Source organism: Streptomyces litchfieldiae (genome assembly GCF_031845365.1).
Taxonomy (GTDB): domain Bacteria; phylum Actinomycetota; class Actinomycetes; order Streptomycetales; family Streptomycetaceae; genus Streptomyces; species Streptomyces litchfieldiae.
Genome location: NZ_JAVREL010000021.1, coordinates 115,555 through 128,677, shown reverse-complemented (window position 1 = coordinate 128,677; position 13,123 = coordinate 115,555). Strand labels below are relative to the sequence as shown.

Here is a 13,123-nt window from a genome sequence, read left to right as displayed (position 1 = left end):
CCCTTGTACTCCCACCCACCGCCCTTGTACTCCCACCCACCCGCCCCTTCAAAGGGGCGGGTGGGTGGGAGAAAACAAGGAGCGGCGGCGGGCGGAGTCGGCTGATCCGGGCGACGGCGGGGGTGGCTGGGGACGGCCCGGGCGCCCCCAGGGCGCCCGGCCGGGACCAGCCCTGCGTGACCGACGGTGGACTACGCGTCGAGACCGATCGCGAACGCCGTCTCCAGGTCGTGGCGCGAGTAGGTCCGGAAGGCGATGTGCGTTTCGGTCGACTCCACGCCCGGTACTTTGCTGATACGCCCCGGGATCACCTCCGCGAGGTCTTCGTGGCGGCGGACCCGGACCATGGCGATAAGGTCATGGGGGCCGGTCACCGAGTACACCTCGCTGACCCCCTCCAGCGCCGCGATCTGCTCCGCGACCTCCGGGACTCGGTCCACGCTGGTCTTGATGAGCACGATCGAAGTGATCACGGCTGGGCCTCTCCCTGTGCGGCGGACGCGGTACGCAGGGCTTCACCATAGCCCGCGAGATGGGGTGTGGCGGCTACCAGGCCGTAGGGTGACAGTGGATGACGGTAAGGATGACGGACGGTGTGAGCGGTGGAGGATGCCACGGGCGATGCTGAGGCGACGGGGCGGCCGGAGCCCGGTTCCGGGGAGCCGGCCGAGACCCTGGACCGCCCCCTGCCCGAACGGGTCCGGCATCGGGTCATCGTGCTGGCGGGCGACGCGTTCGCCGGGCTGACCATGGCGGAACTGCCCGCCACGTTGCGGCAGTATGCCCGGTTCACCCCCTCCCGTCGGGTGAAATTCGGCGGCAGCGCGATCGCCGCCGCCCTGGAGAACGACACCGTCTTCCGGCAGCGGGTGGGCAGCCGGCTGCGGGCCGCCGAGCCGGAGCTGGCCGCCGCCGTCGAGGAGGGCACCCCGCCGCCCGCCGCGGACCCCGTGGAGGTGGCCGCCGCCGCCTTCGTGCTGCGCCCGCCGGGCTGGGCCAAGCTCGTGGCCGCGGCCGGCGAGGAGGCCCAGCGGGCCCAGGCCGAACGCGCCGAGCAGGAGCGGGAGCGGGAGCTGGCGCGGCTGCGCGAGGAGTTGTCGCAGGCGCGGTCCCAGGCGCGCGGCGAGGGCGACCGGCTGCGCGCCGAGCTGGAGGCGGCCCGCAAGGAGTCCGACGCCGTGCACCGCAAGCTGCGCAGCGCGCTGGCCGATGTGCGGCGCGGCGAGGCGGCGTTGCGCAAGCTGCGCGCCGAGTTCGAGGAGGCCCGCGCCGAGGCCGCCGGCGCCCGGGCCGCCGCGGACGGCGAGGCGCGGCGGCTGCGGGCGCGGCTGGCGGAGGCGGAAGCCGCGCTGGAGGCGAGCCGCAAGTCCGTGCGCGAAGGCCGCGGCATCGAGGACATGCGGCTGCGGCTGCTGCTGGACACCGTGCTGGACGCCGCCCAGGGCCTCCGCCGTGAACTGGCCCTGCCACCTACGGAGTTGAAGCCCGCGCAGACCGTGGAGGCGGTGGCCCCCGGCGAGCTGAGCCCTCAGGACATCGCGCACCGGGCGCTGTCCGAGGACGACCCCGCGCTGCTCGACCAGTTGCTCGCGCTGCCCCAGGCGCACCTGGTGGTCGACGGGTACAACGTGACCAAGACCGGCTACCCGACGATGCCGTTGGAGAAGCAGCGGCTGCGGCTGCTGGGCGGGCTCGCGGTGCTCGCGGCCCAGACCGGCGCCGAGATGACCTGCGTCTTCGACGGCGCCGAGCTGGCCGCGCCGGTGCTGCTGACCCCGCCACGCGGGGTGCGGGTGCTGTTCAGCAAGCCCCGGCAGACCGCCGACGAGCTGATCCGGCAGCTCGTTCGCGCCGAGCCGCCCGGCCGCCCGGTCGTCGTCGTCTCCGCCGACCGCGAGGTGGCCGACGGCGTCGCCCGGGCCGGCGCCCGCCCCGTCGCCTCCTCGATGCTCCTCCGCCGCCTCGCGCGCACTTAGGAGCGTTGAGCCCGGAATGCCCGGACTCCGCCGGGAGATGGGGGTTCCTGTGGGGGCGTCCCCCACGCTGTGTGCGGGGCCGAACGCGGCCGGTGTGAGGTAAGTAAAAAATGCCCGCAAGGATTTGAAGGAACGAAACCCACCTCGCTAGGGTCGGGGCTCGAACCTCCGCGCGGTAAGCCATTCATCCGGGATGGCCGTGGAGGTACCGCCGAATCCGCGGCAGTTGCGCGGAGCCGGGCTTTTCAGCCCCCACACCCGGCAGGCGGCTGAGGAAGAAGGAGCTCGCCCCAGTGGCGTCCCACCGTCGTCCCAAGCAGCCGAGCCGGGCCCGTATCACCATTTTTGGCGCCACCGCGGCTGCCGCCACCGCCGTCATCTCCTCGCAGTCCGCCCAGGCGGATCCGGGCCCGAGCATCGACGAGGTGCAGGAAGAGGTCGACCGGCTGTACGAGGAGGCCGAGGCGGCCACCGAGGAGTACAACGGGGCGAAGGAGCGGGAAGAAGAGCTCCAGACCGAGATCGAGGACCTCCAGGACGCCACGGCCCGCGGCCAGGACGAGCTGAACGATCTCCGTTCCAGCCTGGGTTCGCTCGCCTCCGCCCAGTACCGCACCGGCGGCCTCGACCCGTCCGTGCAGCTTTTCCTCTCCGCCGACCCCGACGCGTATCTGGACCAGGCGTCCACCCTCGACCAGGTCAGCGGCAAGCAGGCCGAGACCCTGCGGCTGATCGAGGACCGGCAGCGCACGCTGGACCAGCAGCGCGAGGAGGCGTCCGACCGGCTGGCCGAGCTGGAGGAGCTGCGCGGCGAGCTGAGCGACCAGAAGGACTCCATCCAGGAGAAGCTGAACGAGGCGCAGGCGCTCCTCAACCAGCTCACCGAGGAGCAGCAGGCCGAGATCGCCGCCCAGGAGGCCGCCGCGGCGGCCGAGGCGGCGGAGCGCGCCAACCGGTCCGACGGCCGCGAGTCGCTCAACCTGACCGGCTCCTCCTACGGCGAGAACGCCCTCGCCGCCGCCGCCACCAAGCTGGGCTCGCCCTACGTCTGGGGCGCCACCGGCCCCAACTCGTTCGACTGCTCCGGCCTCACCTCCTGGGCCTTCAGCCAGGCCGGTGTCTCCCTGCCGCGCACCTCCCAGGCCCAGGCCGGCGCCGGCCCCACCGTCGGGATGAGCGAACTCGCCCCCGGCGACCTGGTGTTCTTCTACAGCGACCTGCACCACGTCGGCATCTACGCCGGCAACGGCCAGATCATCCACGCCCCGCGCCCCGGGTCCAGCGTGGAGTACCTGTCCATCGACGCGATGCCGTTCCAGTACGGCGTGCGCATCGGCTGAACCATTGAGGTGATTCCGGAGTTCAACGGGCGCATCGCGCCCCCGGGATGACCTGCGGTTGCGTCTCCTGACGGCAGCCGCGCGGGGTTGACGGTTCGCCAACTCACCGTGGTCGCGCGGCTACATTCTGCTGCGCTCAGGTCCCCAGCGAAGGGAGCGCGGCCACCAGTGGTTTCTCATCGACACACCTCACGAACCCGCCCGAGACGGACGGCCCGGGTCACCGTGCTGTCCGCCGCCGCGACGGCGGCGGCCGTCATGGGCGCCGTGCCGGTGCTCGCCGTGCCCGGCGAACCCCCGGCCGACAGCGCGGCGGCGGCCCGCGAGGTCGACCGCCTCTTCGCCGACGCCGAGCGCGCCATCGAGGCGTACAACGGCACCGCGGAGCGCGTCGAGGAGCTGCGCGCGGAGTTCGAACGCCGGCGGGGCCGGGTGACCCGCGGCCAGGAGGCGGTCAACGAGCAGCGGCGTGCGCTCGGTTCCGCCGCCGCCGCCCAGTACCGGTCCGGCGGGTTCGACCCCACCGTGACGCTGATGTTCTCCGACAGCCCCGAGGCGTATCTGGCCCGCGCCGCCGTGCTGGAACGTCTCGGCGCACGGCGCGCCGGGGAGCTGCGGGAGCTCGTCGCCGCCCAGCGCACGCTGGAGCGGCGCCGCGCGGAGGCCGCCGACAAGCTCGGCGAACTCACCGCCGAACAGGAGCGGCTCGCCGACCGCAAGCACGCCGCGCAGACCAAACTCGCCGCCGCCCGGCGCCAGTACGAGCGGCTCTCCGCCGCCGAGCGCCGCGAGCGCGAACGCGCCGACCGCGCGGCGGCCCGCGCCGTCCCGCCCCCCGCCGACCCCGAGGCCGAGGCCGGGGACGACGGCGCGGCTCCGTCCGCGCGCGCCGCCACCGCCGTGGCCGCCGCCCGCGAGGCGGTCGGCCGCCCGTACGCCTGGGGACAGGCCGGGCCGGGCTCGTTCGACTGCTCCGGGCTCATCCAGTGGGCCTACGCGCGGGCCGGCGTCGCGCTGCCGCGCACCTCCCAGGCCCAGGCCCGGGCCGGCCGCCGGGTGGCGCTGTCCGACGCCCGCCCCGGCGACATCGTCGTCTACCGCAAGGACGCCAGCCACGTCGGCATGTACGTCGGCGGCGGTCAGATCGTGCACGCGCCCTACCCCGGCGCGCAGGTGCGCTACGAGGCGGTCGGCGTCATGCCGGTCTCCTCCGTCGTCCGGCCCTGACCGGGGTCGGTATCGTCTCGTCCGATGCGTAAGACGTTGATTGTCACCAACGACTTCCCGCCGCGCCCCGGGGGGATCCAGGCGTTCCTGCACAGCATGGCGCTCCGGCTCGACCCGCGGCAGGTGGTGGTCTATGCCTCCACCTGGAAGCGCGACGCCGAAGGGGTGCGCGCGACCGCCGAGTTCGACGCGGAGCAGCCGTTCCCCGTGATCCGGGACCGGACGACCATGCTGTTGCCCACTCCCGCCGCCACCCGGCGGGCCACCGGGCTGCTGCGCGCGCACGGCTGCACCGCCGTGTGGTTCGGGGCCGCCGCCCCGATGGGCCTGATGGCCCCGGCGCTGCGCGCGGCGGGCGCGGAGAAGCTGGTCGCCACCACGCACGGCCACGAGGCGGGCTGGGCCCAACTGCCCGGCGCCCGCCGCCTGCTGCGGCGGATCGGCGAGGCCACCGACACGCTGACCTATCTCGGCGAGTACACCCGCGGCCGGATCGCGCCGGCGCTCACGCCGGCCGCGGCGGCGCGCATGGTGCAACTGCCGCCGGGCGTGGACGAGAAGACGTTCCACCCCGACTCCGGCGGCGCCGCCGTCCGCGCCTCGCTCGGGCTCACCGACCGCCCCGTCGTGGTCTGCGTCTCCCGCCTGGTGCCCCGCAAGGGCCAGGACACCCTGATCCGCGCGCTGCCCCGGGTGCTGGCCGCGCAGCCGGAGACCGTGCTGCTCATCGTGGGCGGCGGCCCCTACCGCGCGGACCTGGAGAAGCTGGCCGGGCGGCTGGGCGTGAGCGCGTCGGTCCGGTTCACCGGCCCGGTGTCCTGGGAGCGGCTGCCCGCGCACTTCGGCGCCGGCGACGTGTTCGCCATGCCGTGCCGCACGCGGCGCGGCGGGCTGGACGTGGAGGGGCTGGGCATCGTCTACCTGGAGGCGTCCGCCACCGGGCTGCCGGTCGTCGCCGGCGACTCCGGCGGGGCGCCCGACGCGGTCCTCGACGGCGAGACCGGCTGGGTCGTGCGCGGCGGCGAGGACACCGCGCCCGAGGAGACGGCCGAGCGGCTCGTCACGCTGCTCGGCGACGCCGAACTGCGCCGCAGCATGGGGGAACGCGGCCGCGCCTGGGTGGAGGAACGCTGGCGCTGGGACCTGCTCGTCGACCACCTGCGGGCGCTGCTGGACTGACCGCGGCGGGCGGTGTCCGCGTCAGTCGTAGAGGGCGTCGATCTCGCCCGCGAAGTCCTTCGCCACCACGTGCCGCTTCAGCTTCAGGGACGGCGTCAGATGCCCGGAGTCCTCCGTGAACTGCTCCGGCAGCACCCGGAACGCGCGCACCGACTCGGCGCGGGACACCGCCGCGTTGCCCTGGTCCACCGCCTCCTGCACGGCTGCCAGCAGCTTCGGGTGGCGCAGCACCTCCGCCCGGGGCAGCGCCTGAAGGCCCTGCTCGGCCACCCAGCGCGGCAGGAACTCGTCGTCCAGCGTGATCAGCGCGCCCACGAACGGGCGGCCCTCGCCGACCACCATGCACTCGGCGATCAGGGGGTGCGCCCGCACCCGGTCCTCGATCACCGCGGGAGCGACGTTCTTCCCGCCGGCCGTGACCAGGATCTCCTTCTTCCGCCCGGTGAGCGTCAGATAGCCGTCCTCGTCCAGGGACCCCAGATCGCCGGTGCGGAACCAGCCGTCCGGTGTCCGTTCGTCGTCGGCGTGCTCACCGCCCCAGTACCCGCTGAAGAGGTGCTCGCCGGTGACCAGCACCTCGCCGTCGTCCTCGACGCGCACCGCCGTGCCCGGCACCGGCCGGCCGACCGTGCCGATGCGCGGCGCGTCCCACGGGTTGAACGCGGTCGGCGCGCAGGTCTCGGTCAGCCCGTAGCCCTCCAGCACCGTGAACCCGATGCCCCGGTAGAAGTGCCCGAGCCGCTCGCCCAGCGGGGCCCCGCCCGAGATGGCGTGCGTGGCCCGGCCGCCCAGCACGGCCCGCAGCCGCCGGTACACCAGCCGGTCGAACAGCCGGTGCCGCAGCCGCAGCGCGGGGGAGGGCCCCCGGGGCGTGTCCAGCGCCCGGCTGTAGGCGGTCGCCGTGTCGGCCGCCCGGTCGAAGATCCACAGCTTGCGCTCGTCCCGTGCCTTCGCCCGGGCCGAGTTGTACACCTTCTCGAAGACCCGCGGCACGCCCAGGACGATCGTCGGCCGGAACGACGCCAGGTCGTCGGTGAGCGAGCGGACGTCCGGCACATGGCCGAGGGTGATCGGCGCCAGCAGCGCGGCCACCTCCACCATGCGCGCGAAGACATGGGCGAGCGGCAGGAAGAGCAGCACGGAGCTGTCGCCGGTGTGGAACAGCGGCCCCAGCGCCGCGACCACGTTGCCGCAGACCGAGAGGAACGCGCGGTGGGTGAGCACGCAGCCCTTGGGGCGGCCGGTGGTCCCCGAGGTGTAGATCACGGTGGCGGGGGAGTCCGGGGTCAGCGTCGCCGTCGCGGCGTCCAGTTCCGCGTCCGGCACGTCCGAGCCCGCCGCCGTCAACTCGGCGACCGCGCCCGCCCCCTCGCCGGGGACCAGGCACCACACCCGGCTCAGCTCCGGAAGCTGATCGCGCACCGACTCGACGGCCGCCCGGTGCTCCTCGGTCTCCACGAGCACGGCGACCGCGCCGGAGTCCTTGAGGTTCCACGCGACCTGCTCGGCCGAACTCGTCTCGTACACCGGCACCGTGATCGCGCCCACGGTCCAGATCGCGAAGTCGAACAGGGTCCACTCGTAACGGGTGCGGGACATCAGCCCCACCCGCTCGCCCGGCCGCACCCCGGCCGCCAGCAGCCCCTTGGCGACCGCCCGGACCTCGGCCCGGAACCGCGTCGCGCTGACATCCTCCCAGCCGCCGTCCACCGCCCGCGCGATCACCGCGACATCGGGATGACGCTCCGCGTTGATCCGCAGCAGCTCCGGCAGACTCGCGTCGGCGGCCACCTCGTACCGGGCCGGAAGGCTGAACTCACGCACCGCTGCGGCTCCTCGTCTCGTCACATCCCGGGCCCACCCGGCAGCCTACTGCCACGCTCCCGTGCCGGACGGCCGGGCCGCAAGAGGTAGCCTTCCCACGGATGCCAGCGGGAGATGAGCGCGAGGAGCCACGGCCATGGCCGAACACACCAGGTCGAGCATCACCATCGAAGCCCCACCGGCCGATGTCATGGCGGTGATCGCCGACTTCGGCCGCTACCCGGAGTGGACGGGGGAGGTCAAGGAGGCCGAGGTCCTCGGGACCGACGCCCAGGGCCGCGCCGAGCAGGTGCGGCTGCTGCTCGACGCCGGGGCCATCAAGGACGAGCACACCCTCGCCTACACCTGGCAGGGCGAGCGGGAGGTGAGCTGGTCCCTGGTGAAGTCCCGCATGCTGCGCGCCCTCGACGGCTCCTACCGGCTCGCGCCGGCCGCCGACGGCAAGCACACCGAGGTCACCTACCAGCTCACCGTGGACGTCAAGATCCCCATGCTGGGCACCATCAAGCGCAAGGCCGAGAAGGTCATCATCGACCGCGCCCTGGACGGGCTGAAGAAGCGCGTCGAGAGCGTGCCGGACGAGGACGGCCGGGCCTGACGGCGATGAGCCCGGCCCGCACCCTGTTCGTCACCGGCCCGGGCGGGGACGGCACCAGCACGGTCGCCGCCGCCACCGCTCTCGCCGCCGCCCGCGCCGGACAGGCCGCGCTGCTGCTCAGCGCCGAGCCGCCCGCCCGGCTGGCCGCCCTGCTCGGCGCCGACCCCGGCACCGACGGCCCGGCCGAGGTCGCCCCCGGCCTCACCGCCGTCCGCGTTGACGCCGCCGACCGCTTCCGCGCCGGGGCGCGCGCCGCCCAGCGCCATCTGCGCCCCGCGCTCGACGCCGTGGGCGCCGTCGCCCTCGACGACGACGAGCTGACCGAACTGCCCGGCGCGGAGACGGCGGCGCTGCTCACGGCGCTGTTCGCCGCCCACGCCGCCGACCCCGGCCGGCTGGTCGTCGTCGACCTGCCTCCCATCCCCGAAGGCGTGCGGCTCCTCGCCCTCCCCGCCCAACTCCGCCGCTATCTGCGCCGACTGCTGCCCCCGGAGCGCCGGGCCGCCCGCGCCCTGCGCCCGCTGCTCGCCCAGCTCGCCGGGGTCCCGCTGCCCGGCGAGGGCCTGTACGCGGCCGGCGAGCGCTGGGACGCGGGCCTGACCGCCGTCGACGGGCTGGTCGCCGGGCCCGGCGCGGCCGTCCGCCTGGTCCTCGACCCGGGGGAGCGCTCCGCCGCCGCGCTGCGCGCCGCCCGCGCCGGACTCGCGCTGCACGGCATCCCCGTCGAGGCCGTCGTCGCCAACCGGCTGCTGCCCGCCGGCTCGTCCGACCCCTGGCTGGCCGGCCTCGCCGACCGGCAGCGCGCCGTGCTGGACGCGCTCACGCGATCCACCGGCCTGCCCGAGCCGCACCAGCTTCCGCACCTGGGCCGGGACATCGGCCCCGCCGAACTGGCCGCCCTGGCCGTGCCGCCGCCCGGCGACCCCGACCTCGCCGAGCCGGTGCTGGAGGACCGGCTGGCCGACGACGGCCTCCTGGTGTGGCACCTGCCGCTGCCCGGCGCGACCCGCGACGAGCTGGCCCTGGTGCGCCGCGGCGACGAACTCATCGTCACCACCGGCCCGTTCCGCCGCGCCCTGCCGCTGCCCGCCGCGCTGCGCCGCTGCACCGTCGCGGGCGCCGCGCTGGAGAGGGAGACCGGCGAGCTCGCGGTGCGTTTCGCGCCCGACCCCGACCGCTGGCCGGAGCGCGCCCTCAGGGATGTGGGCCAACCGGGGTAGGCTCGATGACGACGGTCATACCCCCGGCCGGGTCCGGGGACTGCCAGGAGGCCGCGATGAGCGACGTCAGCGAGAACCCCGCCGAGGAGCCGGCCGGCCCCGCCCCGGAGGCCGATTCCGACGCGTGGGCCACCGCGTGCGGCGAGGACCTCGACGAGGAACGGGCCCGCCGCCGCGCGAAGTACCACGCCCCGACCGGTGATGCCGCCGAGGAGCTGCGCAAGCTCGCCGACGCCCTCACCGACCAGCTCGGCCGGCTCGGCGCGAGCCTTGGCCCCGGCGTCGGCCTGGCCGCCGGTCCCCTCGCCGCGCAGGCCCGCGCCGCCCTGGAGCCGGTCATCGAGCGCAACGCCGAGGTCTTCCAGCACCTCGCGGGCGCGGGCCAGGAGCTGCTGGCCGCCTACCGCGCCGCCGTCCTCGGCCAGGAGGGGCGCTGGACCCGCGGCGCCGCGCCCCGGCCCGAACGGGACACCGCCGCCCGGCGGGACGGCGACGGCGATCCGGAGGAACCGGACGATCCGGACACGGCCCCCGGCTCCGAGCGCATCGACCTGGACTGAACCGGGGCGGTGCCCCCGGGCTCCCTCCGGTACCGTGGTCAGCGGCGGGGAACCACTACCTGACATCACTTGAGGGACACGTGACTCCTCCCCCTTGGGGCGTAAGGGGGGCATCTCACTCGGCCGCCGGGACGTATCACCGCGGCCCAGCCCTGACGCGCGCCCGGAGGGCGCGCTGTCCGGACTGCGGCGGGCGGTGCCGTTCCGCGTGCGAGTGGGCCCGGAGTCATGCGGTCCATGCGAAGGAGATCTGATGGGACTGACCATCGGCGTCGATATCGGCGGTACGAAGATCGCGGCCGGTGTGGTCGATGAAGACGGCACCATCCTCGATACCAGTCAGGTGGCGACCCCACCCACCCCCGAGGGCGTCGTCGAGGCCATCGCCGACGCGATCAAGACCGTGGGCCGCGGCACCTCGGCCGAGGCCGTGGGCATCGGCGCGGCCGGCTATGTGGACGACAAGCGCGCCACCGTGCTCTTCGCCCCGAACATCGCGTGGCGCCACGAGACGCTGAAGGACAAGATCGAGCAGCGCGTGAGCCTGTCCGTCGTCGTGGAGAACGACGCCAACGCCGCCGCCTGGGGCGAGTACCGCTTCGGCGCCGGCACCGGCCACGACGACGTCGTGTGCATCACCCTGGGCACCGGGCTCGGCGGCGGCATCATCATCGGCGGCAAGCTGCACCGCGGCCGGTTCGGCGTCGCGGGCGAGTTCGGCCACCTGCGCGTCGTGCCCGACGGCCTGCTGTGCGGCTGCGGCAGCCAGGGCTGCTGGGAGCAGTACGCCTCCGGGCGCGCCCTGGTGCGGTACGCCAAGCAGCGCGCGACCGCGACGCCGGACGCCGCCACCGTGCTGCTGGGCCTGGGCGACGGCACGCCGGAGGGCATCGAGGGCCGGCACGTGAGCGACGCCGCCCGGCAGGGCGACCCGGTCGCCATCGACTCGTTCCGCGAGCTGGCCCGCTGGGCGGGCGCCGGACTGGCCGACCTCGCCTCGCTGTTCGACCCGTCCGCGTTCATCGTCGGCGGCGGCGTGTCCGACGAGGGCGACCTCGTGCTCGACCCGATCCGCAAGTCGTTCCGCCGCTGGCTGGTGGGCAGCCGGTACCGGCCGCACGCCCAGGTCCTCGCCGCCCAGCTCGGCGGCCGGGCGGGCCTGGTGGGCGCCGCCGACCTGGCCCGCCAGGGCTAGGTCCCGGGCGCAGGCCGGAGCGGCCGATGACCGCCGAGTTGCGACTGCTCAGCTACAACGTCCGTTCGCTGCGCGACGACAGGGGTGCGCTGGTCCGGGTGATCCGGGCCGCCGCCCCCGACGTCGTCTGTGTGCAGGAGGCGCCGCGCTTCTTCGGCTGGCGCGCGCACGCGGCCCGGCTCGCCCGGGCCACCGGGCTGCTGTACGTCACCGGCGGCGCGACCTCCTGCGGCACGCTGATCCTGGCCGCGCCGCGCGTGCGCGTGGAGCGGGCGGAGGACGTGCTGTTCCCGCACACCAGAGGGCTGCACCGGCGGGGGCTGGCCACCGCGGTGCTCCGGGCGGGCACCGGCCCCCGGTTCGCGGTCATCAGTTGCCATCTGAGCCTGGACGCGGCCGAACGCCACCGGCAGGCCGGTCTGCTCCTGGACCGGCTGACCGCCCTGACCGGGCCCGACAGCCTGCCCGGGGTGGTGGCCGGCGACCTCAACGACCGTCCCGGCGGCGCCACGTTCACCCGGCTCGCCGGGCCGCTCACCGACGCCTGGCGGCGTTCGCCCGAGGGCGGCGAGCACACGTTCCCCGCCACCGCGCCCGACCGGCGCATCGACGCCGTGCTGTGCAGCCCCGGCGTCGAGGTGCTGGGCTGCGGCGTCCCGGCGGCGGAACGTGGCCCGCTGGCCGCCGATCCGCGCCGGGCGGGCGACCATCTGCCGCTGCTCGCCCGGCTGCGGCTGCCGTGACCGGCCCGCTCAGACGACCGCGCCGCTGCCCGGGTCCGTCCAGTCGTCGTCCCGGCCGTCCCGCATCCGCGTCACCAGCGCGGCGAACCCGCCGAGGAATCCGCCGACACCCAGCGTGACGATCCACCAGCTCATCTGACGCTGCAACAGCACGTTCACGATCAGCAGCAGCGGCCCGCCCAGCACCGCGACCCAGGCCAGCTTGGTGGCCAGGTCCGTCTCCGGCAGCGGCGGCGGGTCCGGCGGGATGAAGTGGTCCTCGTCCGGGTCCTCGGCCGCCTCCCAGTCCCGGGGCCCGTTCACCGGCGGCGGCTCGGCGAGGTGCACGCGGTCGACGGTCTCCGTGAGATCCAGTTGGTCGTCCTCCACGGGGGGCGACCCCAGCGGCCAGACGCCGGGCGGGTCCGCCGGCTCCTCGCCGTATCCGGCGACGATCTCGGCCCAGGCGGCTTCCTCGTCGATAGGGTCGCGGCCGTCGCCGCGCTCCTGGTCACGTTCCGTCACGGGCAGTCTTCCTTGTCGCGAGCCGAGTGATGAAGGCGTCCGTCTCTTGAAAGATACGCTCCGCGTCGTGGTCCAGGGTGGCCACGTGATAGCTGGATTCGAGCACATGCTCGGTGACGTCGGTGGAGGACACCGACGACACCACAAGCACGGTGTCGGTGGGCGGCACCACGTGGTCCACCCGGCTGCGCAACACCAGCAACGGCTGGGTGACCTGGGGGAGTTCGGACCGGACCAGCGCGAACAGAGCCCGGGTCGAGTACGCCGCGTGCAGCGGCACCCGCTCGTACCCGGTCTCCCGGCCGCCCCCCTTCGCGATGTCCGAGATCAGCCCCGGCGCGGACGGCACGAGGAACCGCAGCAGGGGCAGCGCGTACCCCTTGAACCGTGGAAATGTGACCGCCGGATTCACCAGCGCGACCCCGCTGACGGCCGCTCCGCGCCGGGCCGCCAGCCGCAGCGCCAGCGCGCCGCCCATCGACAGCCCGCAGAGGAAGACCTGATCGCAGCGCCGGGACAGCTCCCGCAGCTCGCGGTCCACGGTGGCGTACCAGTCCTGCCACCCGGTGCGTTGCAGATCCTGCCAGCGCGTGCCGTGGCCCGGCAGCAGCGGCAGCGACACCGTGAGCCCCTGGGCGGCCAGGTGCTCGGCCCACGGCCGCAGCGACTGCGGGGAACCGGTGAACCCGTGACACAGCAGCACGCCGATCGCCGAGCCCTCGTGCGTGAAGGGCTCGGCCCCGGGAAGAAGCAGCAT

The 13,123-nt window shown here is 74.8% G+C and carries 13 protein-coding genes; 9 read left to right on the top strand and 4 right to left on the bottom strand.

Annotation, left to right across the window (positions count from 1 at the left end; genetic code table 11):
* Positions 1-191: 191 nt before the first annotated feature.
* A complete protein-coding gene (locus tag RM590_RS28900) occupies positions 192-473 on the bottom strand; it encodes an Lrp/AsnC family transcriptional regulator (RefSeq protein ID WP_311707689.1) in 282 nt (93 codons plus the stop codon).
* 129 nt (positions 474-602) lie between these two features.
* Between RM590_RS28900 and RM590_RS28895 the strand changes: the two genes are divergently transcribed.
* The 4 genes from RM590_RS28895 to RM590_RS28880 all read left to right on the top strand — a co-directional run bounded on the left by RM590_RS28895 (position 603) and on the right by RM590_RS28880 (position 5,722).
* Complete coding sequence (locus tag RM590_RS28895) at positions 603-1,976, top strand: NYN domain-containing protein (RefSeq protein WP_394813994.1); 1,374 nt, start codon at positions 603-605, stop codon at positions 1,974-1,976.
* A gap of 293 nt (positions 1,977-2,269) precedes the next feature.
* Positions 2,270-3,316: a C40 family peptidase gene (locus tag RM590_RS28890; RefSeq protein ID WP_311707688.1), complete on the top strand. Its 1,047-nt coding sequence runs from the start codon at positions 2,270-2,272 to the stop codon at positions 3,314-3,316.
* Positions 3,317-3,484: 168 nt separating this feature from the next.
* A complete protein-coding gene (locus tag RM590_RS28885) occupies positions 3,485-4,543 on the top strand; it encodes a C40 family peptidase (RefSeq protein WP_394813993.1) in 1,059 nt (352 codons plus the stop codon).
* Positions 4,544-4,567: 24 nt separating this feature from the next.
* Entirely contained in the window at positions 4,568-5,722 is a 1,155-nt protein-coding gene (locus RM590_RS28880; RefSeq protein WP_311707686.1) for a glycosyltransferase family 4 protein, read from the top strand.
* A 21-nt stretch (positions 5,723-5,743) separates the two neighbouring features.
* Here RM590_RS28880 and RM590_RS28875 read toward each other — a convergent pair whose 3' ends face one another.
* The gene (locus RM590_RS28875; RefSeq protein ID WP_311707685.1) at positions 5,744-7,546 is read right to left on the bottom strand and encodes an AMP-dependent synthetase/ligase; all 1,803 of its coding nucleotides are present in this window, start codon (positions 7,544-7,546) and stop codon (positions 5,744-5,746) included.
* A gap of 136 nt (positions 7,547-7,682) precedes the next feature.
* Between RM590_RS28875 and RM590_RS28870 the strand changes: the two genes are divergently transcribed.
* From RM590_RS28870 to RM590_RS28850, 5 genes are all read left to right on the top strand, one after another.
* On the top strand, positions 7,683-8,144 hold the full coding sequence (locus RM590_RS28870; protein WP_311707684.1) for an SRPBCC family protein: 462 nt from the start codon (positions 7,683-7,685) through the stop codon (positions 8,142-8,144).
* Positions 8,145-8,149: 5 nt separating this feature from the next.
* Entirely contained in the window at positions 8,150-9,364 is a 1,215-nt protein-coding gene (locus tag RM590_RS28865) for an ArsA family ATPase (RefSeq protein WP_311707683.1), read from the top strand.
* 56 nt (positions 9,365-9,420) lie between these two features.
* A complete protein-coding gene (locus RM590_RS28860; protein ID WP_311707682.1) occupies positions 9,421-9,924 on the top strand; it encodes a DUF5304 domain-containing protein in 504 nt (167 codons plus the stop codon).
* Positions 9,925-10,177: 253 nt separating this feature from the next.
* Complete coding sequence (locus RM590_RS28855; protein WP_311707681.1) at positions 10,178-11,119, top strand: ROK family glucokinase; 942 nt, start codon at positions 10,178-10,180, stop codon at positions 11,117-11,119.
* Between the two features lie 26 nt (positions 11,120-11,145).
* The gene (locus RM590_RS28850; RefSeq protein WP_311707680.1) at positions 11,146-11,862 is read left to right on the top strand and encodes an endonuclease/exonuclease/phosphatase family protein; all 717 of its coding nucleotides are present in this window, start codon (positions 11,146-11,148) and stop codon (positions 11,860-11,862) included.
* Positions 11,863-11,871: 9 nt separating this feature from the next.
* On the opposite strand, the gene RM590_RS28845 is transcribed toward RM590_RS28850, so the two are convergent.
* Positions 11,872-12,366 carry a hypothetical protein gene (locus tag RM590_RS28845; protein WP_311707679.1) on the bottom strand — a complete coding sequence of 165 codons (495 nt, stop codon included), beginning with the start codon at positions 12,364-12,366 and terminating at the stop codon, positions 11,872-11,874.
* Positions 12,353-13,123, bottom strand: coding sequence for an alpha/beta hydrolase (locus tag RM590_RS28840; protein WP_311707678.1), 771 nt, complete (start codon positions 13,121-13,123; stop codon positions 12,353-12,355). The genes RM590_RS28845 and RM590_RS28840 overlap by 14 nt, the downstream gene beginning before the upstream one ends.